Origin of the sequence: Streptomyces sp. NPDC006193, assembly GCF_040613915.1 — a bacterium.
In the GTDB taxonomy this organism is placed as follows: domain Bacteria; phylum Actinomycetota; class Actinomycetes; order Streptomycetales; family Streptomycetaceae; genus Streptomyces.
This window is the reverse complement of record NZ_JBEXTB010000019.1, coordinates 52,878-77,653: the sequence shown is the minus strand read 5'-3', so window position 1 is coordinate 77,653 and position 24,776 is coordinate 52,878. Positions and strand designations below refer to the sequence as shown.

The following is a 24,776-nucleotide window of genomic DNA, read 5'->3' as shown; positions in this document are numbered from 1 at the left end:
CGAGGTGTACGCCCATGGAGGCCCCGCCGGACAACGACGTGCTCTGGGCACGGTCCCTGCACTTCAGCCACCGCGACGGCTCACCGGGACTCGCCGGCGTCTCGCTCGGCGTGCGGGAGGGTGAGATCCTCGCCGTCTGCGGCCCGCGCGGCAGCGGCAAGACGACCCTGCTGCGCTGTCTGTCCGGCCAGGTCCCGGTGCGCACCGGCGAGGTGTGGTTCAACAGCGCGCCCGTGCACACCCTGGGCCCGCTGGCGCGCGAGCGGCTGCGCCGGGACCGCTTCGGCTGGATCGGCCCCGAGCCGTGCCTGGTGCCCGAGCTGAACGCCTGGGAGAACGCCGCGCTGCCGCTGATGCTGCGCGGCGCCCCCCGCCGCCGGGCCAAGGCCGCCGCACTGGAGTGGCTGGAGCGCCTCGACGTCGGCGACCGGGCCCGCAGGCGCCCGCACGAGCTGCGGCAGGCCGAACGCCAGCGCGTCGCCATCGCCCGCGCGCTCGCCCCGGGCCCCACGGTCCTGTTCGCCGACGAGCCCACGGCCCCCCTGCACCGGGCCGACCGCCGGCACGTCCTGCGCACCCTGACGACGGCCGCCCGCTCGCACGGCATCACCGTGGTCCTCGCCACGCACGACGCGGACACCGCCGCCCTGGCAGACCGCACCGTGAACCTGCTGGACGGACGGCGCGTGCACACCGTGCACCTGCCCGACCCCGCCGACCCGGAAGGCCGGGCCGCGTGCTCGCTCTCCGTCTGACCCGCGCCGCCCGGCCCGCCGTCCAGCTGCGCCGCCTGCTGGTGGCCGCGGCCGCGGCGGGCACGGGCTTCCTGCTCCTGTCCTGCCTCGGCCACGCCCTCGGCCACCCCCGGGCCGCGGGCGCCGCCGCGCTGCGCCTGGCCTGGTGCGGGCTGCCGCTCGCCGCCACGGTGTACCTGGCGCTCGCGGTGGCCCGCACCGACCCCGGCGCCCGGCCGCGCGCCGGCCTGTCCGCCGTGGGCCTCGGCCCGGGCCGCCTCATGGCCCACTCCGCCCTGACCACGGCCCTGTCGTGCGCCCTGGGCTCGCTGCTGGCGCTGCTGTTCTTCCTGCACCTGCGCGGCGACCTGACGGGCCTGCCCTTCCACGGCGCCGCCGCCGGCCTCCTGGCGGCGGACCAGCCGCTGCCGGTGCCGGCGGCGCTCACCCTGCTGGCCCTGGTCCCGGCGGCGGCGACCGCGGCGGTGGCCCTGGCCCTGCGCCCGGTGGACCCCCGTCCGACCGCCCCGGGCCCACGACGGCTCGGCCGCGCCGGAGCGTACGCGGGCCGGGCGGGCGGGGCGCCGTACGGGCGGGCCGGCCGCCGGCCCGCGACGAGCAGCGGCGACGGCGGCCCCGCGACGGCGACCGCCGCGGCCGGCCCGCGGACCGCGGTCCCGGCCGCCGCGCCCGGACCCGAGCCCGCGGTCCCCTCCGCCGCCGGCGCCGAGCCCCCGTCGCCGTCCGACGACCCGCCGTCCGAGGACCGGCAGTCCGACGACCCGCCGGCCGCCCACCCCGGCCGGCCACCCGCCGGCCTTCCCTGGGGCGCGGCCCTGGTCGCCGCCGGCCTGGCCGTCCAGGCGTACGCCGGCCGCTCCGCCCCCGTCCCCTCCCTCGCCGTGCTGACCGGCTGGCTGCTCACCGCCTCCGGCGCCGTCCTCGCCGCCCCCGGCCTCACCCACCTGTGCGGGCGGCTCCTGCAGTCCGTCCGCCCGGGCGCCCTGCGGCTGCTGGCCGGCCGGATCCTCATGACGGAGGCCACCCGGATCGGCCGCCCGCTGGGCGTGGTCTGCGCGGTGGCCTCCGCCGGCTGCGCGCTGACCGCCCTGCGCGGCGGGCCGGCCCCCTCCTTCGGTCCGCTGACCGGCCTCGGCGCGCTGGTGGTCGGCGGCTGCACCCTCGCCGCCCTGCTCACCGCCGCCGTGGAGAGCCGCCAGTGCCGCGCTGAGTCCACCGCCGCGCTGCTCCGCCTCGGCGCGCCGGCCGCGGTGCTGCGCGCCGCCGCCGCCCTGCGCGCCGCCGCCCTGCTGGCCCTGTTCGCACCGCTCACCCTGGCGATCGGCCTGCTGTCGGCGCTGCCGGCGGCCCGCTGAGCGGACCCCACGCGCGGTCCGGTGGGCAGGAAGTTTTCCGGCCGCCGATGAGTCCGGAGGGGTCCGCCGGTCTACCCCACCGAACGCGGCAGACCGCGTACGACGACGGGAGAGACCCCATGTACCAGCAAATGATCTTCGTGAACCTGCCCGTGAACGACCTCGACGCCTCGAAGAAGTTCTTCACGGAACTCGGCTACACGATCAACCCGCAGTTCACCGACGAGAAGGCCGCCTCGGTGGTGATCAGCGACACGATCGTCGCGATGCTCCTCACCAAGCCGTTCTACGCCACCTTCACCAAGAAGGCGATCGCCGACGCGACGGCGACCAGCGAGGTGCTGCTCGCTCTGAGCGCCGAGAGCCGCGAGAAGGTGGACGAGCTGGTCGACAAGGCCCTCGCGGCCGGCGGCACGGCGAGCGGCGAGACCCAGGACCACGGATTCATGTACGGCCGCGCCTTCGACGACCTCGACGGCCACACCTGGGAGGTCGTCTGGATGGACCCGGCCGCGATCGAGAGCTGACCCCGCGGCCCGAACATCCGTGCCAGCATGGGCGGGTGCAACCGACACCCGCCCAGCCGCTCCCCCGCGATCCCGCCGCCCGTGACCGCGAGATCGAGTCCCTGGCCGAGTTCGACGAGGTCGTCGCCGAACACGGCACGCTCGCCCGGTTCCGTGTGCAGGCCGTCGACCTGACCGGCCGCACCGACGTCCTGCTCCGCGTCGACGCCGCGGGCGCCGTGTTCCTCGGCTGCCCGATGGACCCGGAGGCCGCCGCCCACGTCCGGTCGGCCGGCGCCCTGGTGTTCCCGCCGGTCCCCGGCCTGCCCTTCGACCCGTACCGGGGGTTCGTCTACACGCCCGGCGAACTGTTCGAGTCGCTGGCGCAGGGGTACGAGGCGACACCGGACGCGCGGACCTACGCCTGGTTCCGGCGCACGAAGGCCGACGGCGACGTCTTCGCCTCCATGCTCCGCGCCATCCACGACGACGCCGTCTCCGACGCGCTGGACGAACTCCTGGCCGGCGCCCGGGTCGTGGGCGTCATGGGCGGCCACGCGACGGCGCGCGGCACGGACGCCTACGCGGGGGCGGCCCGGCTGGGCCGCGCCCTGGCCCGCGCCGGGTTCACGGTCGCCACCGGCGGCGGTCCGGGCGCGATGGAGGCCGCCAACCTCGGCGCGTACGCCGCGCCCTTCGCGGACGGCATGCTGGAGGACGCGCTGCGGCTGCTGGCCAAGGCGCCCTCGTTCCGCCCGTCCGTCACCGACTGGGCGCGGGCCGCCTTCGAGGTGCGCGACCGCTGGCCGGGAGGAGGGGAGTCGGTGGGCATCCCCACCTGGTTCTACGGCCACGAGCCGCCCAACGCCTTCGCCGCGCACACGGCCAAGTACTTCGCCAACGCCACCCGCGAGGACGGCCTGCTGGCCCGCTGCACCGCCGGGGTGGTGTTCCTGCCGGGCGCGGCCGGGACCGTGCAGGAGGTCTTCGACAGCGCGACGGCGAACTACTACGGGTCGCGCGGCGAGCCCGCGCCGATGGTGCTCGTGGACAGCGGGCACTGGACGCGGGAGCTGCCGGCCTGGCCGTTGCTGCGGGCACTGGCGCGGGGGCGGGCGATGGAGTCCCGTATCGCCCTCGTCGACCGGATCGAGCAGGCCCCGGAGGCGATCAAACGTCTCGGCGGTTAATAAGCAGGCAAAGTCAACGGCCGTTGGTGGCATATGCGTTGACACTGCTTATGAAGCGCTTATAAACCTGGGAGACTCCCGGGGGTGTCGGGGCATCACCTCGTCCGTCGCCCCGATCCCCCGGCCACCCCCCGCAGTTGCACTCTGTAAAGGACAAACGTTGTCCAACACCCGCCGCAGCGTACGCGGTTCCGTGCGCATTCTGGGTCTCGCCTCCGGGTCGGCGGCGCTGGTGCTGAGCCTGGCCGGCACCGCGCTCGCGTGCGACATCAAGGACTTCTCCGCCGAGGCCAAGTGCGTCGGCGGCAAGGGAGTCGTCGTCGTCACCGACACGGACCCCTCCGCCACCGAGGCCACCGTCAGCGTCTTCCTCAAGGGCGCCGGCGGCGTCGAGACGAAGGTCGGCGAGCAGCCGGTCAAGGGGTCGAAGAAGGGCGCCCGGCTCACCTTCTCCGAGGACTGGAAGCCCAGCGCCACCTACCGGATCCACGTCAAGGCCGACGGCGTCGACCAGGACATCCAGCCCGATCTGGTGACCCCGTCCACGGCCTGCCGGACCGAGAGCGCGACCGCGAAGCCGACGGCCTCCGCCAAGCCGTCGCCGTCCCGCTCCGTGTCCGCCCCGGCCGAGTCGGCGACGCCGGCCCCGTCGGCCTCGGAGAGCGACACCGCGCCGGCGGGCGCGCCCGGCAACGCACCGTCCGCGGCGGTCGGCGAGTCGAACCTCGCCGAGACCGGCGGCGGCTCCCACACCGGCCTGATCGCCGGTGTCGCGGCCGCCCTGGTCGCCGTCGGCGGCGGCGCGGTCTACTTCGGCACGCGCCGCCGCGGGGCCAGGCAGAACGGCTGACGCCGCGACGCCCCCGCCGCCGTGCCGTACCGCGGCCCGTCCCCCCGAGCGCGGGGGACGGGCCGCGGTCGTGTCCGCGGTCCCGTCCCGCGGCCCTGGCGCCGGCGGACGCGGTGCCGGCCGGCCGAGGTGCCGGCCGAGGGGCGCACCGCGAGGGCGGACCGGCCGGAGTCGCCCCCGTCCGGGACGATCAGCCGAGGACCACGGTCTCGGTCGCGTCGAACTCCACGCCGACCGTGGCGCCGACCTCCGGGGCGTCCCGGAGCGCGCAGGCCGCCTCCAGCCGCGGGGCGCCCTCCGGCTGGAGGCGGACGGCCACATGGGTGCCCTTGAAGGTGCGGGCGGTCACCGTGCACGGCAGGCCCTGGTCGGCGGCCACGAGCCGGACCCCGGCGGGCCGGACGAGGACCGTGCGGCTGCCCTGCGCCGAGCCGTCGGGCACCGGCAGCTTGCCCCAGGGACTGTCTGCGGCCGTACCGGAGACGGTCGCCCGGACCACGTTGTCGAAGCCGAGGAACCGGGCCACGAACGCGTCGGCGGGCCGCTGCCACACCTCCAGCGGTGTGCCGGACTGGGCGATCCGCCCGTCCCGCATCACGACCACCCGGTCGGCCAGCGCGAACGCCTCCGCCTGGTCGTGGGTCACGGCGAGCACGGTGGTGCCCAACCGGCCGAACAGCTCCCGCAGTTCGACCACCAGCCGCTCCCGCAGCGAGCGGTCGAGCTGGCCGAGCGGCTCGTCCAGCATGAGCAGCCGGGGCCGGGGGGCGAGCGCCCGGGCGAGCGCGACCCGCTGCTGCTCGCCGCCGGACAGGGAGCCCACGGCCCGCCGGCCGGCGCCCGGCAGACCGACCAGCTCCAGCAACTTCTCGACCTCGCTGTCCCGTTCGCCCCTGGCGACGCCGTGCATGCGCAGCCCGAACGCGACGTTCGCGGCGACGTCCCGCTGCGGGAAGAGCTGATGGTCCTGGAACATCAGCCCGACACCCCGCTTGTGCGCGGGCACGCCCGTCTGGTCGCGGCCGTCGAGCAGCACCCGCCCGAAGTCGAGGGGCTGCAGCCCCGCCACCGCCCTGAGCAGCGTCGACTTCCCGCTGCCGCTGGGCCCGAGCACACACACCACCTCGTGCTCGGCGACCTCGAGGCCGACGGCGTCGAGCACGGCCCGCCCGCCGAAGCGCACGGTCGCGGCCTCGAGGCTCAGCAGCATCAGAACTCTCCCGTCCGGTCGGTGCGCAGCCGCTCCAGGACGAGCAGCGAGACGGCGCACACCACCATCAGAATGGTCGAAAGGGCCATGGCCTGGCCGTAGTTGAGGTCACCGGGACGGCTCAGCAGCCGGGCCACGGCGACCGGCAGGGTCGGGTTGTCGGGCCGGGCGATGAACACGGTCGCCCCGAACTCGCCGAGGGAGACGGCGAACGCGAACCCGGCCGCGACCAGCAGCGCCCGCCGCACCAACGGCAGGTCCACCTCCCGCCACACCCGCCAGGGCGAGGCGCCGAGCACGGCCGCCGCCTCCCGCAGGCGCACGTCCACCGCGCGCAGCACGGGCAGCATGGTCCGCACGACGAAGGGGGCGCCCACCAGCGCCTGGGCGAGCGGCACCAGGATCCAGGACTGGCGCAGGTCCAGCGGCGGTTTGTCGAGCGCGATCAGGAAGCCGAAGCCGACGGTCACGGCGGAGACGCCGAGCGGCAGCATCAGCAGCGCGTCGAAGCCCCGCACGAGCCGCCCCGCGTCCCTGCGGGCCAGCGCGGCGGCGGCCAGACCCCCGATCACGACGGCGATCGCGGTGGCGGCGACGGCGTACTCCAGCGAGGTCCGCACGGCCTGCACGGGCGCCACCAGGAAGGTGCCGCCGTCGGAGGCGGTCAGGGCCCGGTAGTAGCCGAAGCCGGGCGCGTCGAGCGAGCGCCGGACGAGGACGGCGAGCGGCAGGACCAGCAGCAGGGCGACCGTGCCGAGCACCCCGGCGAGCAGCGCCCGCTGCCCGGCCCCGCGCGGCCGGCGCGCGGTCGCCCCCGGGTCGACGAGGCGAAGCGCTGCCTCCCGCCGCCGTACCGTCCGGGCGTGCACGGCGAGGATCGCCCCTACGGCGGCGAACTGGACGAGGGTGAGGACGGCGGCCGTGGACAGGTCGAAGACCTGGGAGGTCTGCCGGTAGATCTCCACCTCCAGGGTGGAGAAGGTGGGGCCGCCGAGGATCTGGACCACGCCGAAGGAGGTGAACGTGAACAGGAACACCATCAGCGCGGCGGCGGCCACGGCGGGCGCGAGCGCGGGCAGGGTGATCTGCCGCCAGGCCCTGAGCGGGGAGGCGCCCAGCATCCGGGCGGCCTCCTCCTGCCGCGGGTCGAGCTGGGCCCACAGCCCGCCGACCGTGCGCACGACGACCGCGTAGTTGAAGAACACGTGGGCCAGCAGGATCGCCCACACCGTGGTGTCCAGCCGCACCCCCCACAGCCGGTCCAGCAGCCCGCCCCGCCCGACCAGCGCCAGGAAGGCGCTGCCGGCGACCACGGTCGGCAGCACGAACGGGACGGTGACCACGGCCCGCAGCAGCTCCTTGCCCGGGAAGTCCAGGCGGGCGAAGACATAGGCGGCGGGCAGGGCGAGCAGCAGGGTGAGCCCGGTGGAGGCGAGCGCCTGCCAGGTGGTGAACCACAGCACGTGCCGGATGTCCGGCTGGGTGACCACGTCCGCCAGCCGGCCGAACCGCCAGGCGCCGTCCGCCCTCAGCCCGCGCGCCAGGATCGCGGCGACGGGCCAGGCGAAGAACAGCGCGAAGAACGCGACGGGCACGGCCATCAGCCCGAGCCGCGCCGCGCTCCCGCGCGTGCCCCTGGTGCGGGCCGCTACTTCAGTACGAGCGACGTCCACGACTTGACCCACTGGTCGCGGTTGGCGGCGATCTTGTCAGGGGCCATGGTCTCGGGGTGCTCGGCGGCCGCTCCGTACTTCGTGAACTCGGTCGGCACGGCGGCGCCCTTCACGACCGGGTAGACGAACATGTTGAGCGGCATGTCCTCCTGGAACTCCTCGGTGAGCAGGAAGTCGAGGAACGCCTTGCCGCCCTCGGGGTTCTTCGCGTTGCTCAGCAGGCCCGCGTACTCGGTCTGCCGGAAGCAGGTGCCGTACGCGACCCCGGTCGGGGCGGTGGCGGGCCGCTTCTTCGCGTAGATCACCTCGGCGGGCGGGGAGGAGGCGTAGGACACCACGAGCGGCCGGTCGCCGCCGGCCTTCTTGCCCTCCGAGGAGCCGGAGAACTCCTGGTAGGCCTGCTCCCAGCCGTCGACGACCTTGACGCCGTTGGCCTTGAGCTTCTTCCAGTAGTCCTGCCAGCCCGTGTCGCCGAACTCCGCGGCGCTGCCGAGCAGGAAGCCGAGGCCGGGCGAGGAGGTGGCCGCGTTCTCGGTGACGAGGAGGTTCTTGTACGCGGGCTTGGCCAGGTCGGCGAAGGACTTCGGCGGGGCCAGCCGGTGCTCGCGGAAGTAGGCCTTGTCGTAGTTGACGCAGATGTCGCCGGTGTCGACGGGCGTGACGCGGTGCTTGGCCCCGTCGGCCCGGTACTGCGGCAGGACGCGGTCGGAGCCCTTCGCCTCGTACGGCTGGAAGAGGCCGTTGTCCAGGGCCCGGGACAGCAGGGTGTTGTCGACGCCGAAGAAGACGTCGCCCTGGGGGTTGTCCTTGGTGAGGACGGCCTTGTTGACGGCCTGCCCGGCGTCGCCGTCCTCCAGGACCCTGACCTTGTACCCGGACTTCTTCTCGAAGTCCTTGAGCACGTTCTTGGAGACGGCCCACGAGTCGTGGCTGACCAGGGTGACGGTCTTGGAGTTCGCGGACTGCGCGGTGTCCGCCGAGCCGCACGCCGTCAGCGTGACCAGCCCGAGCCCGACCGCCACCGCCATGAGGGTCTTGTTGTGCACTGGATGTCCTCCTGGGGTCGGCCAGGAAGAGACGCGGCCCTGCCCGGCTCCGCGCGGGAGGCCGGGCAGGGCGCAACAGCTTGAGGTGATGACCGAACTTCCTACCCAGAATGACCTGGGCGAGGTTCAGAGGGTCTGCGGCCCGGTTGCCGCACTCTCAGCGCTGTGGCGCTCCCCTGTCGGAATATGCATAGGTATGGCCGGTATGAAGTTGTGGACGGCCTCAGACTACCGCTCGGTGGCCGCGAGCTGACCGCAGGCCCCGTCGATCTCCTGCCCCCGGGTGTCCCGGACGGTCACCGGCACCCCGTGCGCGGCGACGGCCTCGACGAACGCCTTCTCGTCCTCCGGCCGGGAAGCGGTCCACCTGGACCCCGGCGTCGGGTTCAGGGGGATGAGGTTGACGTGCACGGGCCTGCCCTTGAGGAGCCGGCCGAGCCGGTCGCCCCGCCAGGCCTGGTCGTTGATGTCCCGGATCAGCGCGTACTCGATCGACAGCCGGCGGCCCGACTTCTCGGTGTACTCGAAGCCTGCGTCCAGCACCTCGCGGACCTTCCACCGCGTGTTCACGGGGACCAGGGTGTCGCGCAGCTCGTCGTCGGGGGCGTGCAGGGAGATGGCGAGCCGGCACTTGAAGCCCTCGTCGGCGAACCGGTGGATGGCCGGCACCAGCCCGACGGTCGACACGGTGATCCCGCGCTGCGAGAGCCCCAGCCCGTCCGGGACCGGGTCGGTCAGCGCCCGGATGGCCCCCACGACCCGCTTGTAGTTGGCGAGCGGCTCGCCCATGCCCATGAAGACGATGTTGGACAGCCGCGCCGGACCGCCCGGCACCTCGCCGTCCCGCAGCGCCCGCATGCCGTCCACGATCTGGTGGACGATCTCCGCCGTGGACAGGTTCCGGTCCAGTCCCGCCTGCCCGGTCGCGCAGAACGGGCAGTTCATCCCGCAGCCGGCCTGCGAGCTGATGCACATGGTGACCCGGTCCGGATACCGCATCAGCACCGACTCGACCAGCGTGCCGTCGAACAGCCGCCACAGCGTCTTGCGGGTGGTCCCCTGGTCGGTCGACAGATGCCGGACGACGGTCATCAGCTCCGGGAACAGCGCCTCGCGCAGCTTCTCCCGGGAGCCGGCCGGGATGTCCGTCCACTGCTCGGGGTCGTGCGCGTACCGCGCGAAGTAGTGCTGCGAGAGCTGCTTGGCACGGAACGGCTTCTCACCGATCCCGGCCACCGCCTCCTTGCGCTCGGCAGGCGTGAGATCGGCGAGATGCCGCGGCGGCTTCTTGGCTCCGCGCGGCGCGACAAAGGTGAGTTCTCCGGGCTTAGGCATGGCCCACCCAGTGTCGCAGATCGAATCGGGTGACCTGGCGGGCCTGCGGTCACCAGGTCACCGGGAGGGTTCTGGGGCCGCGGATCAGGCCGCGGCGTTGGAACTCGACCTCCTGCGGGGGCACGGCCAGGCGGATGCGGGGGAAGCGGGTGAGCACGGAGCCGATCACGACCTCGGCCTCCATGCGGGCCATGATGGCGGCCAGGCAGTGGTGCGGGCCGTGACCGAAGGCCAGGTGGGGGCCGTCGTCCCGGTCGAAGTCCAGGGCGTCGGGGTCGGGGAAGACCTCGGGGTCGCGGTTGGCGGCGACATACGCGTTGTAGACGACATCGCCCTTGCGGATCAGGTGCCCGCCGACCTCGACGTCCTCGGTGGCGATCCGCGGGATGCCGACGCCGTTGCGGTGGGGGACGTAGCGGAACAGTTCCTCCACGGCCCGCGGCAGCAGTTCCGGCTCGCGGCGCAGCCGGTCCATCTGCTCGGGGTGGGTGAGCAGCGCGTACATCATCGAGCCGCTGTTGTTGCGGACGGCGTGGCCGCCGCTGACCTGGACGGCGGTGGCGAGGGAGATGGCCTCGTCGTCGGTGATCTCACCCGCCGCGGCTGCCTGCGCCAGCACTCCGGCGAGGTCCTCGCGGGGTTCCTCACGGCGGCTTCGCAGCAGTTCGGCGATGCGGGCGCGGGTCTCCCGGGCGGCCCGCCCGGCGCGTTCCTCGGACTCCGCGCCCGCGGACAGCAGCGCCTCGCCCGTCTCCGCCCAGCGGTGCCAGTCCTTCTCCTCCACGCCGAGGAAGTCCCGGACCACCGCTACGGGGAAGGGCCCGTGCAGGTGTTCCATGAGGTCGGCCGGCGCACCGGCGCGTTCCATCCCGTCGAGCAGTTCGGCGGCCCTGCGCTCGGCGAGCGGGCGCAGCCGCTGCATGCTCCGGCCGGTGAACGCCCGGGCGACGACCCGGCGCAGCCGGCTGTGCCGCGGCGGGTCGATGTACTGCAGGCCCGCCGTCTGCGAGGCCACCGGCGCCGGGCGCATGGTGGTCACGTCGCGCCCGGCGACCCGCTCCCGGGAGAAGCGCGGGTCGGAGGTGACGAAGCGGACGTCCTCGTAGCGGGTGACCAGCCAGGCGTGCCCGTCCCCGTGCGGCAGCCGGATCCGGGTGACGGGTTCTTCGCGCAGCAGCTCGTCGAGGAACGGGTCCGGGTCGAGGGCGGGCAGGTCGTCGACGGGCCAGAACCGCACCGGCGGGGGCGTGGGTACGGAGGCGGGGTCGAGGGGCATCGGGCTCACTCCCTGCTGCGTCGCCTGGCGGCTGAGGACACGCCGTCCTCTCAGGGAGTCTGCCGTCCGGCGGCCCCGCCCGGCGATTTCTGCTGCGGCATCCGTGGACCGGGTGCGGCCACGGGGCGAAGGGGAGGGCAAGGGCCCGGGGAGGGCAAGGGCCCGGGGAGGGCAAGGGGCCGGGGACGCGGGACGGCAAGGGGCCGGGGACGGCGACGGGCCCCGCCCGCGCATGGCGGACGGGGCCCGGGGGCAGTACGGCGGTCGGCTTCACGCGGAGCCGACGAACACCACCATCAGCAGCCACACCACCGGCGCCGTGGGCAGCAGCGAGTCCAGGCGGTCCATGATGCCGCCGTGCCCGGGGAGCAGGGTGCCCATGTCCTTGATGCCCAGATCCCGTTTGATCATGGATTCGCCGAGGTCGCCGAGCGTGGCGCTGGCCGCGACGGCGAGTCCCACCACCAGGCCCTGCCACCAGCTGCCGTCGTCGATCAGGAACTGCATGCAGACCGCGCCCGCGGCCATGGCGAACAGCACCGCCCCCAGCAGGCCCTCGCGGGTCTTGCCGGGGCTGATGCGCGGGGCGAGTTTCTTCCTGCCGAAGCGCCAGCCGACCGCGTACGCGCCGGTGTCGCTGACGACCGTCAGGAGCAGGAAGGTCAGCACCCGCCAGGGACCGTCGTCGGCGGTGAGCATCAGCGCGACGAACGTCGCCAGGAACGGCACGTAGAACGCCGCGAAGACGCCGGCCGTGACGTCCTTGAGGTAGCCCTCGGGCGGTTCCGTCATGCGCCAGACGAGGACGGCCAGGGCCGTGAGCGCCATGGCGACCCAGGCCCCCTCGGCGCCGCGCACGTACCCGGCGACGACCATCGCCGCGCCGCCGACCGCGAGCGGCACCAGCGGCGCCCTGATGCCCTTGCGTTCCCGGAGTCTGCTGGTCAGCTCCCACAGGCCGACGACGACGGCGACCGCCACGACGCCGACGAAGACGGCCTTGACGACGAACAGGGACGCGACGATCACCACACCGAGCCCGACGCCGACGCCTATGGCCGCGCCGAGGTCACGGCCCGCGCTCTTCTTCTGCGGCGCTGGCGCCGGCTGCGGGGCGTCGGACATGGGCTCCGGGTTCTGGGTCTCGGCCGGGAAGCCCCGGGCCTGGAACGTCTCGTCTCGGAAGGGGGGGCCGCCCGGCCGGGCGGCCCCCCGGTCGCCGTCCGGGTCCCCGTGATACGCGGGCGCGTCGGGCACGAGGGGCATGGGGCGGGTCTGCTGCGCCTCGGGCGCGTCGTACGCGGGACCCGCCGGGGCGGCCCCGCGAGCGGGCCCGCCCTCGCCGGAGCCCCAGTAGCCGGCCTGCCCCGCCGACGGCGGCGCCCCCCACGAAGAGTCGCTCATCAGACTTCGAGCAGCTCCGCTTCCTTGTGCTTGAGGAGCTCGTCCACCTGGGCGACGTACTTCGCCGTCAGGTCGTCGAGGTCCTTCTCCGCACGGCGGCCCTCGTCCTCACCGATCTCGCCGTCCTTGACGAACTTGTCGATGGCGTCCTTGGCCTTGCGGCGCACGGAGCGGATGGAGACCTTCGCGTCCTCGCCCTTGCCCTTGGCGACCTTGATGTACTCGCGGCGGCGCTCCTCGGTCAGCTCGGGGAACACCACCCGGATGATGTTGCCGTCGTTGCTGGGGTTGACACCGAGGTCGGAGTCACGGATCGCCTGCTCGATGTTGCGCAGCGCGCTCTTGTCGAACGGCGTCACGACCGCCATGCGCGGCTCCGGCACGGAGAACGAGGCCAGCTGGTTGATCGGCGTCGGGGCACCGTAGTAGTCGGCCACGATCTTGTTGAACATCGCCGGGTGCGCACGGCCGGTGCGGATCGCGGCGAAGTCCTCCTTGGCGACCACGACGGCCTTCTCCATCTTCTCCTCGGCCTCGAGGAGGGTCTCTTCGATCACCACTTGCTCCTGCGTGTCTTGAGTAAGGCCCGGCTGCGGTTCCTGAAGTCGGTCGGCGGCCGGCTGCGTCGCGTCTTCTTCCTGCACGGTTCCCGACCGGCAGGACATTGTCCATCCCCCGGCCAGGGCGCGTCCCGTCCGTCCCCCGGACAGGTGGCGCGCCCGGACGCCGGGGTCTGCCGGTCAGTCCCGGCTGCCCTGGTCGCCCACCAGCGTGCCGATCTTCTCACCCTTGACGGCCCGGGCGATATTGCCCTCCGCGAGAAGCTCGAAGACCAGGATCGGGAGCTTGTTGTCCCGGCACAGCGTGATGGCGGTGGCGTCGGCGACCTTGAGGTCGCGGGTGATGACCTCGCCGTAGCCGAGGGCGTCGAACTTGACGGCGTCGGGGTTGGTCTTGGGGTCGGAGTCGTAGACCCCGTCCACCCCGTTCTTGCCCATGAGGAGCGCCTCGGCGTCGATCTCCAGGGCGCGCTGGGCGGCGGTGGTGTCGGTGGAGAAGTAGGGCATGCCCATACCGGCGCCGAAGATGACCACACGCCCCTTCTCCAGGTGGCGCACGGCGCGCAGCGGGATGTACGGCTCGGCGACCTGCCCCATGGTGATGGCGGTCTGCACGCGGGACTGGATGCCCTCCTTCTCCAGGAAGTCCTGGAGGGCGAGGCAGTTCATCACGGTGCCGAGCATGCCCATGTAGTCGGAGCGGGCGCGGTCCATGCCGCGCTGCTGGAGTTCGGCGCCGCGGAAGAAGTTGCCGCCGCCGATGACGACCGCGATCTGCGCCCCGTCCCGGACGACGGCCGCGATCTCGCGGGCGATCTTGTGCACCACGTCCGGGTCGACGCCCAGGCCCCCGCCACCGGAGAACGCCTCTCCGGACAGCTTCAGCAGAAACCGGCCGCGTACTTTGCCGTCGTCGCTCTTTCGGGCCTTGGTGGTCATGGGGGATCCCGCCTCTTTCACGTGTTGCACATACGAAGAAGGCCATTGCCGGTGGGGTTGCTTTTCGCTCCCATGCGCGGCAATGGCCTCCTCGTCAGTTCTGCTGCCGTCCGCCCCACACCGGGGTGTGGCGGTGTGCGCGGGCGACTGCGTTCGACCCTATCGGGATTCCCTCGGGGATTTCTCGGTGGGTCGGGAGTCGATCGCGGTACGGACTCAGATGCCGACCTTGATGCGCGTGAAGCGCTTCAGGGTGACGCCGGCCTCGTCCAGCACCTTCTGGACCGACTTCTTGTTGTCGAGCGCGTACGGCTGGCCGAGCAGCGTGGCGTCCTTGAAGAAGCCGTTCAGACGACCCTCGACGATCTTGGCGATCGCGGCCTCGGGCTTGCCCTCGGCGCGGGTGGTCTCCTCGGCGATGCGGCGCTCGGACTCGACGACCTCGGCCGGGACGTCCTCCTTGGAGAGGTACTTCGGCGCGAAGGCGGCGATGTGCTGGGCGATGCCCTTGGCGACCGCGGCGATGTCGTCGGTCTGCTTGTCGAACTCGACCAGGACGCCGATCTGCGGGGGCAGGTCGGGCATGGTGCGGTGCATGTAGGCGGTGACGTAGCCGTCGGAGAACTGCGCGAAGCGGTCCAGGACGATCTTCTCGCCGAGGTTGGCGTTGGCCTCGTCCACGAACGCCTGGACGGTCTTGCCGGCCTCGATCTCGGAGGCGAGCAGGGCGTCGATGTCGGCCGGGGACGTCTTGGCGACGTGCTCGGCGATCGCGTTGGCGACGGCCTGGAACTTCTCGCCCTTGGCGACGAAGTCCGTCTCGCACTTCAGCTCGACCAGGACACCGGAGGAGTTGTCGTCGGCGATGATGGAGACCACGGCGCCGTTCTCGGCGGAGCGGCCCTCGCGCTTGGCGACGCCCTTCTGGCCCTTGATGCGCAGCGCCTCGACGGCCTTCTCGACGTTGCCCTCGGCCTCGTCCAGCGCCTTCTTGCAGTCCATCATGCCGGCGCCGGTGAGCTCACGGAGCTTCTTGACGTCGGCGGCGGTGTAGTTCGCCATGAGTCTGTGAGTCTTTCTCGAAGTCTGGAAGATCTTCAGATCCGCACGGTCCGCGATCCGCGGTCCACAGGGGACGCGGACCGCGTACGTCGTGCGGACCCACGGGTGAACGGCGGGGGCGGACTCCACCGCGCCGGAGGCGCTCCGGGTGCAGTGCCGCCCCTGCCGTCGAACGCTGACGGACCGGCGTCAGGCCTGCTCGGCCTCGGCGGCCGGAGCGGCCTCGGCGGCCTGCTCGCCCTCGGCCGGAGCGGCGGCCTCGGCCGGAGCGGCCTCGGCGGCCGGAGCCTCGTCCTTCTTCTCACCCTCGAGCAGGTCGCGCTCCCACTCGGCGAGCGGCTCGCCCGCGGCCTTCTCGCCCTTGTCACCGGTGGCGACGCCGGAGCGGGCGATGAGGCCCTCGGCGACGGCGTCGGCGATCACACGGGTGAGCAGGGTGACGGAGCGGATCGCGTCGTCGTTGCCCGGGATCTTGTAGTCGACCTCGTCGGGGTCGCAGTTGGTGTCGAGGATCGCGACGACCGGAATGTTCAGCTTCCGGGCCTCACCGACGGCGATGTGCTCCTTCTTGGTGTCCACGATCCAGACGGCGCTGGGCACCTTCTGCATCTCGCGGATACCGCCGAGGGTCTTCTCCAGCTTGGCCTTCTCGCGGGAGAGGACCAGCAGCTCCTTCTTGGTCAGACCGGAGGCGGCGACGTCCTCGAAGTCGATCTGCTCCAGTTCCTTCAGGCGCTGCAGACGCTTGTAGACGGTCGAGAAGTTGGTGAGCATGCCGCCCAGCCAGCGCTGGTTCACGTAGGGCATGCCGACGCGGGTGGCCTGCTCGGCGATGGCCTCCTGCGCCTGCTTCTTCGTGCCGACGAACATGACCGTGCCGCCGTGGGCGACGGTCTCCTTGACGAACTCGTAGGCGCGGTCGATGTACGACAGCGACTGGAGCAGGTCGATGATGTAGATGCCGTTGCGCTCCGTGAAGATGAAGCGCTTCATCTTCGGGTTCCAACGACGGGTCTGGTGACCGAAGTGGACGCCGCTCTCCAGCAGCTCCCGCATCGTGACGACGGCCATGGCCGTTTCTCCTCGGTGTTCTCGGTTGTGCCGCGTCCGCCGGACGGCGGTCGCGCCTGACGCCCGGGTGCGCCGTGCCGCGATGGACCGAGAGGCGCTTGGTACGAACCGTTGCCGGCTGCCGTACCGGGGCGTGCGAAGTCGACCCGGTGACCCGGATCGCCAGAAGAAGTGTACGGGACCGGCGGGGCGCCGGGTGACGCCGCTGTCCACAACCGGGGAGTGGTCCACAGGGTCCGGCGGTGGCCGGTGCGGGTGCGGGACGGTTCTCGCATGCGACGAGTGATGCTATGCGTCTCGCTGCGGGCGGTCGGGCCGCTGGTCCTGACCGCGGCCGCGCTGGCCCCTTCGGCTCGGGCGGACGCCCCGGCTCCGGCGCCGCCGCCCTCCCCGCCGGTACCGGTCCCGGCCGTCGGCCGCGCCTGGCCGGTGGGCGTCCGCCCGCCGGTGCTCCGGGGCTGGGAGCCGCCGGCGACGGCGTACGGCGCCGGCCACCGGGGGGTGGACCTGGCGGCCCCGGCAGGCGCCCCGGTACGCGCGGTGGCGGCCGGGCGGGTGTACTTCGCCGGGCGGGTCGCGGGGCGGGGCGTGGTGTCGGTGGACCTCGCGGGCACGGACCTGCGCACCACGTACGAGCCGGTGAGCGCGGCGGTGCGGAAGGGCGACGAGGTGGGGGCGGGCGAGGTGGTGGGAGCGGTGGAACCGGCGGGCTCGCACTGCGGGCGGGCGACGTGCGTGCACTGGGGTCTGCTGCGAGGCGCCGCCTACCTGGACCCGCTCTCCCTGCTCCCGCCGTGGCTGCTGCACAGGGGGCCGTCGCGGCTGCTGCCGGTGCTGGGCGTGCCGCCGCCCGGGTAGCCGCGGGCGGTCAGGCGGACGCGGGCCGCGGACGGGCATCCCCTGAGCTGCAGCGGGTCCGGCCGCCCCGAGGGCACGCGGCCACGCCCGCACGGCGGCCCGCCCCGCCGAAGCCCCGCCAGGCGGTCGCCCTGGCGCTCCGACCCCGGCCGGGCCGCCCGGCGGCAGGCGAACATGCCGATCCCCGGCGGCCCGGCCCACCCGACGGCACACGGTCACGCCGATTCCCAGCCGACCCAGCCGACCCGACGCCACACGGTCACACCGATTCCCAACCGGTCCGGCCGACCCGACGGCGCACGGTCACGCCGATCCCCCACCGGTCCGGCCGACGCGGCGGTCGGCGGTCACATCGGTACCCAGCCGACCCAGCCGACCCGACGGCACACGGTCACACCGATCCGCAGCCGGTCCGGCCGAGCCGGGGGCAGGCGGCCGCCCTGTGCAGCAGCCGTTCTGCCGATCCCGCACGGCAGCCGGCCCGGCCGACCCCCGCAGGGGCAGTGGCCCCCCGCTCGAACCGGCCAGAACCACCCCCGCCCTGTCGCTCTGCGCTCCGGGGCCGGCGGACGACCGCGGACGGTCGGCTCCTGCGCAGCTGCGGGCAGCCGGGGCGTCGGGCGGCGCCGGTGGGCGCGGCGGCACCCCGCGACCGTGGGTCCGCGAGGACACGCGCACCGACGGCACCGGCCGGCCTCAGCCGTGCAGACCCCGCAGCGCCATGGCCACGGCGGCGTCCGTGATCGTCGCGGGATCCTCCGCCGCCCCCAGTTCGATGCGCCGCACAGCCGCGTCCACGACCCCTTGCAGCAGCATCGCCGCCAGCCGGGGCCGATCGTGCCCCATCTCACCCAGCGCCTCGACGATCATCGCGACCAGTCCGCCGTGGGCCGCCCGGATCTTCTCCCGCGCCCCCGGGTCGAGCTCACTCGCGGAGATGGCCACGACCGCCCGGTGCCGCCGGTCCCCGACCAGGGCCAGCTGCTGCCGGACATACGCCTCGACCTTGCCCTCCGGCGTGCCGGCACGCTCCATCGCCGCCGCGACCTCCGCCGCCCACACCGGGAAGTCGACCTCGCAGAGCTCCTCGACCACCGCCGCCCGGGACCGGAAGTACTCGTACACGGACGACCGCGCCAGCCCGGTCCGCTCCGCCAGCGCGGGAAAGGTCAGGGCGTCCGTCCCGCCCTCGGACAGCAGGGAACGGGCCGCGTCCAGCAGGGCGGCTCGCTGCATCGACCGGTGCTCGGCCACGGAGGCCGCTCTGATCCTTGGCACGGCGACCACTTTACGGACGCGTCCGGGCGGACGGGAGCGACTCAGCGCCCGAAGCTCGCCAGCTTGGCCCTCAGCTGCAGCACGGACTTGGTGTGGATCTGGCTGACCCGGCTCTCGGTGACCCCGAGCACATTGCCGATCTCGGCGAGAGTCAGCCCCTCGTAGTAGTACAGGGTCACCACGGTCTTCTCCCGCTCGGGCAGCGTGTTGATCGCGCTGGCCAGGAAGCGCCGCAGCTCCCGGTCCTCGGCCACCTCGACCGGGTTGTCCGCGGCGGTGTCCTCCAGCGTGTCCATGAGGCTGAGCCGGTCCCCGCCCTCACCGCCGACGTGCAGCAGCTCCTCCAGGGCGACCACGTTGGCCAGCGACAACTGGCTGAACACCGCGTGCAGGTCGTCGACCTCCATGCCGAGCTCGGCGGCGACCTCACTCTCCGTCGGCGTCCGCCGCAGCCGGGCCTCCAGGGTGGCGTACGCGCGCTCGACGTTGCGCGCCTTCTGCCGGACGGAGCGGGGGATCCAGTCCAGCGCCCGCAGTTCGTCGATCATCGCGCCGCGGATCCGGGTGATCGCGTACGTCTCGAACTTGATCTCCCGGTCGATGTCGAACTTCTCGATCGCGTCGATCAGCCCGAACACCCCGGAGGAGACGAAGTCCGCCTGCTCCACATTGGACGGCAGACCGACACTCACCCGGCCCGCGACGTATTTCACGAGCGGCGAGTAGTGCAGGATCAGCTGCTCCCGCAGCCGCTCGTCCCCCGTCGCCTTGTACGACCGCCACAGCTCGTCGAGCGTCGAGGGAGCGGGCGGCCGCACGCTGCCACCGTCGCGGGCGGCTGGGGGGATCGCCGCCCGGTCGGACCCGGAGGTGTGCTGGGGCATTCGTCGCCTTGTGCCGTTCTGCCGTGAAGTGTCGTGGTGTGCCGTGAGGTGCTGCGGTGTGCACCGGGGTGAGGGTGAGTAGGAGGAAGTGGGCTGCCTGGGTGAGGTGTCGGTCTGGTGTCGGGTTGGCGGGGTCTGTGAAGCCTCCTTCGTGAGCGTAGCGTGACTGGGGAGTCGCGGTGCGCGAACAACGAGGCACCACCCGTGCGCGGGGTGCCCGTGCCGGGGATGTGACGGCGGTCCGCGCCTCGCTCTGTGTGACCGGCCGGAGGTGCCAACTCCAGGAAATGCAAAGGGCGTCGGGTGTTCCCCCGGACGGCCGAACACCCGCGGTCACCGCGGATGGTGACCGCTGCGGACCGAGTTCAGCGCCTGGCGTGTCAACTTCCAGCCCTCGCCGTGTCGTTCGACGTAGCCGAGCGCGCGGAGTTCGTACAGCCTCGCGATCGCCTCGTCCCGCGTGGTCCGCGCGTCCAGGGCGATCTCCTCCACGCCGGCCACCCGGTCGCCGGGCAGGGCGGCGAGCACCGTCCGGGCGGCGGGTTGAAGCAGGTCACGCGGGAGGACGGGGCCGCGCCGGGCGGGCGCCAGGTCACCCATGTCGCCCACGAGCTCGACGACCTCCGCGGCGTCCGTGACCAGGGCCGCCTCGCCGCGCAGCAGCTCGTGCACTCCGGCGGAGAGGGCGCTGGTGACCGGGCCGGGGACGCCCATGGTGAACCGTCCGAGGCGCTGCGCGGCCCGCGCGGTGGCCAGCGAGCCGCTGCGGCGGGCGGCCTCCACGACGACGGTGCCTCTGGTCAGCGCGGCGATCACCCGGTTGCGCAGGATGAACCTGCTCTGGGTCGGATGGTCCCCCGGCGGCAGCTCCGCCAGCACCAGGCCCTGCTGCGCGATACGGCCGATCAGCGCGGCGTGGCCACGCGGGTAGGGCCGGTCGACGCCGCTGGCCAGGACGGCGACGGTGGCCCCGCGGGCGGCGAGGGCGCCGCGGTGGGCGGCGCCGTCCACCCCGTACGCTCCGCCCGAGACCACCACCCATCCGCGCTCGGCGAGGTCCGAGGCGAGGGTGGCCGCCATATGGGTGCCGTACTCGGTGCAGGCCCGCGCGCCCACCACGGCGACCGAGCGCAGCGCCCACATCCGCAGGTTCGGCAGGCCGCGCACCCAGAGCCCGACGGGCCGCGCGTCCCCGAGGTCGTCGAGCTGCCCCGGCCATTCGGCGTCCCCCGGGCACACGAACCGCGCGCCCGCGGCCCGGGCCACCGCGAGGTCCCGCTCCGGTTCGGCGCGCCCGGCCCGCGCGACGAGGCCCGCCCATCGGGTGCCGCTCACCCCCGGCAGCGGCTCCCCGCCGCACCGCAGCCGCCGTACCACCTCCGCCACCCCGAGCTCCCGCACCCACCGCCCGGCGGTCTCGTCCCCGGGCTCTACGACCCGGGCGAGGAGGACACGGCCGAGCAGTCCGCCGCCGGGAGCGCCGGCTTCCCTCATGTCAGGGCCCCCAGGGCCATCGGCACGCCCCGGGGGACGCCGGTGCGCAGGTGCAGGGCCAGTGCGACGTCGGTCGCGTCCGGGCGGTCGTGTCCGACCAGGTCGGCCACCGTCCAGGCGACACGCAGGACCCTGTCGATGCCCCGGGCGGTGAGCAGCCCCCGCTCCAGGCCGCGTTCGGCCTCGTCCATCGCCCCGGCGGCGGCCTGGTACCGGCTCCGCAGTTCCCGGCCGGGCACCTCGCTGTTGGTGCGCCAGGGAGTGCCGGCGAAGCGGGCCGCGGCACGCCCCCGGGCCTGCCGTACCCGGTCGGCCACGGCCGCCGTGGACTCGCCCCGGGCGCCGGGCTCGGTGAGCTGGGCCCGGGTGACCGGATCGACCTCGACGCGCAGGTCCACCCGGTCCAGCAGGGGGCCGGACAGCCGGGACTGGTAGCGGCGGATCACCGACGGCGGGCACTCGCACAGCGAGTCGCGGAGGGAGAACCGCCCGCAGGGGCAGGGGTTGGCCGCCAGCACCATCAGGAAGCGCGCCGGAAACCGGACCACGCCGGCGCTGCGCGCGATCACCACGTGCCCCGACTCCAGCGGCTGGCGCAACGCGTCCAGGGTCTGGCTGCGAAACTCGGGCGCCTCGTCGAGAAACAGCACGCCGCGGTGGGCGAGGGACACCGCTCCGGGGCGTGCGATGCCCGGTCCGCCGCCGACCAGGGACTGCATCGTGGCCGAGTGGTGCGGAGCGCAGTAGGGGGCCACGTCGATGAGCGGCTTGCCCGGTGGCAGCAGGCCGGCCACCGAGTGCACCGCCGTGACCTCCAGCGACTCCTCCCGGGTGAGCCGGGGCAGGACGGCGGGCAGGCGTTCGGCGAGCATGGTCTTGCCCGCGCCGGGCGGGCCCTCCAGGAACAGGTGGTGGCCCCCGGCGGCGGCGACCTCCACGGCCGTGCGGGCGGAGACCTGTCCCACGACGTCCGCCAGGTCGTGGTCCTGGTCCTGGTGCACGGCGCCGGCGCTGTGCATGCCGGTGGCGGCGCCCGTGCCCGGCACCCGCAGGCCCGCCAGCAGGAAGTCGGGGCGCCCCGGTTCGTCCGGCGTCTCGTCGGGGACGGGCTCCTCGGTGAGGACCGCGACGAGCTGCCGCAGACTGCGGACGCCGAGCACGGACACGCCGGGGACGAGTGAGGCTTCGGCGGCGGAGCACTCGGGCACGACCACCTGCTCGTAGCCCGCGTCGGCCGCGGCCAGCACGGCGGGCAGGATGCCCCGTACCGGCCGGACCCGGCCGTCCAGGCCCAGCTCCCCGATCATGACGATGTCGGCGAGGACCCGGGGGTCGATCCGCTCGGCGGCGCCGAGCACCGCGCAGGCGACGGCGAGGTCGAAGCCGGACCCCGCCTTGGGCACCGAGGCCGGGCTGAGCCCCACGGTGAGCTTCTTCTGCGGCCACTCGCCGCCCGAGTTGACCACCGCCGCCCGGACCCGGTCGCGGCTCTCGGTCAGGCTCTTGTCCGGGAGGCCGACCAGGGTGAAGGCGGCGACGCCGGGTTCGAGGTCGGCCTGGACCTCGACGACGACGCCCTCGACGCCGACCAGGGCCACCGAGCACGTGCGGGCGAAGCCCATCTAGGCCACCCCCCGCGCGTGCTCGACACAGGGGGCGCCCCGGCGGGGCAGGAGGACGCCGATCAGGTCGATGCGGACGCCGCCCGGCGGCGCTCCTCCGTGGGCCTGGATCCAGTGCTCGGCGAGCCGGCGCAGCCGGTCCGCCTTCCCGGGGGTCACGGCGGCCATCGGATGCTCGTAGCCGCTGCCCCTGCGGGTCTTCACCTCGCAGACGACGAGCACGTCGCCGTCCCGCGCCACGATGTCGATCTCGCCGGACCGTCCGGAGCGCCAGTTGCGCTGCAGGACCGTCATCCCGGCCTCGGCGAGCCGCCGGGCGGCCAGGTCCTCGCCGTACTTGCCGATTGCCTCTCGTGCGTTCATGTCGGCACCACCTCCGTGCCAACCGTCACGCATCCCGTCCGCCGGTGTTGATCTCGGTGGACGGCCAGGGGATTGTGGAGAACTCCGTCACCCGAACGGGCAAGAACGGGTAGGAGGCGGAGAACCCGCAGGTCATCAGCCGCCGGGCAGCTCCAGATCGCTCTTGTTCAGCTCCTCGATGTTCACGTCCTTGAACGTGAGCACCCGTACCTGCTTCACGAAGCGGGCCGGCCGGTACATGTCCCAGACCCAGGCATCGGCCATGCTCACTTCGAAGAAGACCTCACCCTGGACCGAGTGCACCTGCATCTCGTAGTCGTTGGTGAGGTAGAAGCGCCGCTCAGTCTCGATCACGTATTTGAACAGACCGACGACATCTCGGTACTCCCGGTAGAGCTTCAGCTCCATCTCGGTCTCGTACTTCTCGAGGTCCTCGGCGCTCATGGCATGTTCCCCTTCAGCCGTGCGATCCCCCCATTGTGCGCCAGTCCGGGTATCCCTCAGACGATTTCCGTGTCGAGGGTCACGGGCCTGGCCGGGGGACCTTCGACGAGCAGCGTGCGCAGCAGCTCGGCAAGTCTGGTCGGATACACCGTCTCATGGGCCCGGGCCAGTTCCTGACAGGTCCACCAGCGCGCTCCGGCGACACTGCGCCGCTCCAGCTCCGTCAGCCCCGTCGCGGCGGTCGCCGTCTGCGCCGTACGGGCCAGGTAGTACCACTCGTCCTGGTCCCAGCGGCGGCCCGCGAACGGGAAGGAGCAGCGGCGCCGCCAGAGCACCGGGCCGAGCTCGACGTCGGTGATGCCGGTCTCCTCCGCGAGTTCCCGCAGCGCCGCCTCCTCGCGCGTCTCGGCGCCCTCCACACCGCCGCCGGGCGTGAACCACCAGTCGTCGGCCGGGTCGTCCGGCTCGTGGCCGTGCAGCAGGAGGATGCGGTCCCGGGGGTCGAGCAGCACCACCCGGGCCACCTTCCGCAGGCCGCCCCCGCCCTCGCCGCCGGGCGGCACGGCGCCGTCCGGGGCCGCGGCGCCGCCGGGCGTGCGGTCGTGGGCCGCCCCGTCCCCGTACGCGCCGCCGTCCGGCCGGGCGGTCTCAGCGGGCACCGGCCGCCTCCGGGCGACTGGTGCGGGCGCGGGAGCGGCTCAGGCGGGCCGCGACCGGGCCGTAGGCGCCGCCGCCGAGGACCAGGGCGGCGCCGGCCACGATCATCAGCTCGATCGTGCGCAGCGGGCCGGGCCGGGACAGGGCGCCGAGCGGGGCGAAGCCGGTGGGCCGCTCGAGCATGCCCTTCCAGGGCCAGACGACGGCGTCCACGCGGCCGGAGACGGCGTGGCGGGAGACGGTGCCCCGCGCCGCGTCGGTCAGGTGGGCGGTGGAGTCCAGAGAGCCCAGGCGTTCGTCGCCGAGGAGGAACAGCCGGCCCGCGGGCACGGTCACCTGGGGGAAGTTTCCGAACTCGGCCAGGCTGCCCTCGGGCAGGTAGGGCTCGTCGATCCGCTTGCCGTTCACCGTCAGCTTGCCGTCGGCGCAGCAGGAGACGGTGTCACCGCCGACGGCGACGACGCGCTTGACCACCTTGGCGTTGCCGACCCAGGTCTTGTCCTGGAAGACGACCACGTCGCCGCGCCGCACCTCGTCACCGTCGACGCGCTGGGCGAGCACCCGGTCGCCGGCGTCGATGGTGGGCGTCATGGAGCCGGTGGGCACGGTGTACGGCCGGTAGACCAGCGCCGCCCAGGCGAATCCGCCGAGGAACAGCACCAGGCCCAGCGCCACGGCGGCCCCGGACAGCCGCTGCCCGAGGCGACCGTGGCCGCTCCGTGCGATCCCGGTGCCGTCGCCGTGCGGGGCCGTGCGCGTCATGCTGTCGCCACCCATGGATCCGCACCCTACCCGGCGGTACCGGACGGGGGCAGCCCCACGTCCGCCTCGCCGTCCCCCGCCGCCGCTCGCGCGGAGTCATGGGTTCCGGGCCGCCTCGCCGGGCTGCGTTCCGCACCGGCCACGGCCCCGGGCGGTCACCGCCGGCGCGCGACTTCCCCCGG

The 24,776-nt window shown here is 73.7% G+C and carries 24 protein-coding genes and 1 riboswitch; of the genes, 6 read left to right on the top strand and 18 right to left on the bottom strand.

The genetic code is table 11. From position 1 onward, the window contains the following. The first annotated feature begins 14 nt into the window (after positions 1–14). The 5 genes from ABZ261_RS18835 (at position 15) to ABZ261_RS18815 (ending at position 4,656) form a co-directional block, all read left to right on the top strand. A complete protein-coding gene (locus ABZ261_RS18835) occupies positions 15–755 on the top strand; it encodes an ATP-binding cassette domain-containing protein (protein ID WP_356860478.1) in 741 nt (246 codons plus the stop codon). After that, on the top strand, positions 737–2,110 hold the full coding sequence (locus tag ABZ261_RS18830) for a hypothetical protein (protein WP_356860476.1): 1,374 nt from the start codon (positions 737–739) through the stop codon (positions 2,108–2,110). Before ABZ261_RS18835 ends, ABZ261_RS18830 begins: the two co-directional genes overlap by 19 nt. A gap of 119 nt (positions 2,111–2,229) precedes the next feature. Beyond that, complete coding sequence (locus ABZ261_RS18825) at positions 2,230–2,637, top strand: VOC family protein (protein WP_356860474.1); 408 nt, start codon at positions 2,230–2,232, stop codon at positions 2,635–2,637. Positions 2,638–2,672: 35 nt separating this feature from the next. Further along, positions 2,673–3,806, top strand: coding sequence for an LOG family protein (locus ABZ261_RS18820; protein WP_356860472.1), 1,134 nt, complete (start codon positions 2,673–2,675; stop codon positions 3,804–3,806). A gap of 193 nt (positions 3,807–3,999) precedes the next feature. Further along, positions 4,000–4,656, top strand: a complete 657-nt coding sequence (locus ABZ261_RS18815) for an LAETG motif-containing sortase-dependent surface protein (RefSeq protein WP_356860470.1) — start codon at positions 4,000–4,002, stop codon at positions 4,654–4,656. A gap of 190 nt (positions 4,657–4,846) precedes the next feature. Here ABZ261_RS18815 and ABZ261_RS18810 read toward each other — a convergent pair whose 3' ends face one another. The 10 genes from ABZ261_RS18810 to rpsB form a co-directional block, all read right to left on the bottom strand. Continuing rightward, positions 4,847–5,866: an ABC transporter ATP-binding protein gene (locus ABZ261_RS18810; RefSeq protein ID WP_356860468.1), complete on the bottom strand. Its 1,020-nt coding sequence runs from the start codon at positions 5,864–5,866 to the stop codon at positions 4,847–4,849. Continuing rightward, positions 5,866–7,467, bottom strand: coding sequence for an iron ABC transporter permease (locus ABZ261_RS18805; protein WP_356860466.1), 1,602 nt, complete (start codon positions 7,465–7,467; stop codon positions 5,866–5,868). Before ABZ261_RS18805 ends, ABZ261_RS18810 begins: the two co-directional genes overlap by 1 nt. 47 nt (positions 7,468–7,514) lie before the next feature. Then, positions 7,515–8,585: a thiamine ABC transporter substrate-binding protein gene (locus tag ABZ261_RS18800; RefSeq protein WP_356860464.1), complete on the bottom strand. Its 1,071-nt coding sequence runs from the start codon at positions 8,583–8,585 to the stop codon at positions 7,515–7,517. Positions 8,586–8,665: 80 nt separating this feature from the next. Further along, a riboswitch (TPP riboswitch) is annotated at positions 8,666–8,773 on the bottom strand. A 40-nt stretch (positions 8,774–8,813) separates the two neighbouring features. Next, positions 8,814–9,920, bottom strand: a complete 1,107-nt coding sequence (gene rlmN, locus ABZ261_RS18795; RefSeq protein WP_356860462.1) for a 23S rRNA (adenine(2503)-C(2))-methyltransferase RlmN — start codon at positions 9,918–9,920, stop codon at positions 8,814–8,816. Between the two features lie 49 nt (positions 9,921–9,969). Continuing rightward, entirely contained in the window at positions 9,970–11,196 is a 1,227-nt protein-coding gene (locus ABZ261_RS18790; RefSeq protein ID WP_356860460.1) for a cytochrome P450, read from the bottom strand. A gap of 270 nt (positions 11,197–11,466) precedes the next feature. After that, positions 11,467–12,600, bottom strand: coding sequence for a phosphatidate cytidylyltransferase (locus tag ABZ261_RS18785; RefSeq protein ID WP_356860458.1), 1,134 nt, complete (start codon positions 12,598–12,600; stop codon positions 11,467–11,469). Beyond that, positions 12,600–13,157 carry a ribosome recycling factor gene (gene frr / locus ABZ261_RS18780; RefSeq protein ID WP_356860456.1) on the bottom strand — a complete coding sequence of 186 codons (558 nt, stop codon included), beginning with the start codon at positions 13,155–13,157 and terminating at the stop codon, positions 12,600–12,602. Before frr ends, ABZ261_RS18785 begins: the two co-directional genes overlap by 1 nt. 183 nt (positions 13,158–13,340) lie before the next feature. Beyond that, complete coding sequence (gene pyrH / locus ABZ261_RS18775) at positions 13,341–14,099, bottom strand: UMP kinase (protein WP_356860454.1); 759 nt, start codon at positions 14,097–14,099, stop codon at positions 13,341–13,343. Between the two features lie 216 nt (positions 14,100–14,315). After that, entirely contained in the window at positions 14,316–15,161 is an 846-nt protein-coding gene (gene tsf, locus ABZ261_RS18770; RefSeq protein ID WP_356860452.1) for a translation elongation factor Ts, read from the bottom strand. A 189-nt stretch (positions 15,162–15,350) separates the two neighbouring features. Then, the gene (rpsB, locus tag ABZ261_RS18765; RefSeq protein ID WP_356860450.1) at positions 15,351–16,232 is read right to left on the bottom strand and encodes a 30S ribosomal protein S2; all 882 of its coding nucleotides are present in this window, start codon (positions 16,230–16,232) and stop codon (positions 15,351–15,353) included. A gap of 273 nt (positions 16,233–16,505) precedes the next feature. Here rpsB and ABZ261_RS18760 point away from each other — a divergent pair, with 273 nt between their 5' ends. Beyond that, positions 16,506–17,090, top strand: a complete 585-nt coding sequence (locus ABZ261_RS18760) for a M23 family metallopeptidase (protein ID WP_356860448.1) — start codon at positions 16,506–16,508, stop codon at positions 17,088–17,090. A gap of 696 nt (positions 17,091–17,786) precedes the next feature. On the opposite strand, the gene ABZ261_RS18755 is transcribed toward ABZ261_RS18760, so the two are convergent. The 8 genes from ABZ261_RS18755 to lepB form a co-directional block, all read right to left on the bottom strand. Continuing rightward, a complete protein-coding gene (locus ABZ261_RS18755) occupies positions 17,787–18,344 on the bottom strand; it encodes a helix-turn-helix domain-containing protein (protein WP_356860532.1) in 558 nt (185 codons plus the stop codon). A gap of 65 nt (positions 18,345–18,409) precedes the next feature. Continuing rightward, positions 18,410–19,252, bottom strand: coding sequence for an RNA polymerase sigma factor WhiG (gene whiG / locus ABZ261_RS18750; RefSeq protein ID WP_356860446.1), 843 nt, complete (start codon positions 19,250–19,252; stop codon positions 18,410–18,412). A gap of 333 nt (positions 19,253–19,585) precedes the next feature. Then, positions 19,586–20,746, bottom strand: coding sequence for a DNA-processing protein DprA (gene dprA, locus ABZ261_RS18745; protein WP_356860444.1), 1,161 nt, complete (start codon positions 20,744–20,746; stop codon positions 19,586–19,588). Continuing rightward, entirely contained in the window at positions 20,743–22,368 is a 1,626-nt protein-coding gene (locus tag ABZ261_RS18740; protein WP_356860442.1) for a YifB family Mg chelatase-like AAA ATPase, read from the bottom strand. The genes dprA and ABZ261_RS18740 overlap by 4 nt, the downstream gene beginning before the upstream one ends. Then, on the bottom strand, positions 22,369–22,731 hold the full coding sequence (locus tag ABZ261_RS18735) for a YraN family protein (protein WP_356860440.1): 363 nt from the start codon (positions 22,729–22,731) through the stop codon (positions 22,369–22,371). A gap of 135 nt (positions 22,732–22,866) precedes the next feature. Beyond that, on the bottom strand, positions 22,867–23,175 hold the full coding sequence (locus ABZ261_RS18730; protein WP_003965949.1) for a DUF2469 domain-containing protein: 309 nt from the start codon (positions 23,173–23,175) through the stop codon (positions 22,867–22,869). Positions 23,176–23,231: 56 nt separating this feature from the next. Beyond that, a complete protein-coding gene (locus ABZ261_RS18725) occupies positions 23,232–23,738 on the bottom strand; it encodes an NUDIX hydrolase (RefSeq protein ID WP_356860530.1) in 507 nt (168 codons plus the stop codon). Between the two features lie 85 nt (positions 23,739–23,823). Beyond that, positions 23,824–24,609, bottom strand: coding sequence for a signal peptidase I (gene lepB, locus ABZ261_RS18720; protein ID WP_356860438.1), 786 nt, complete (start codon positions 24,607–24,609; stop codon positions 23,824–23,826). Positions 24,610–24,776: the final 167 nt, after the last annotated feature.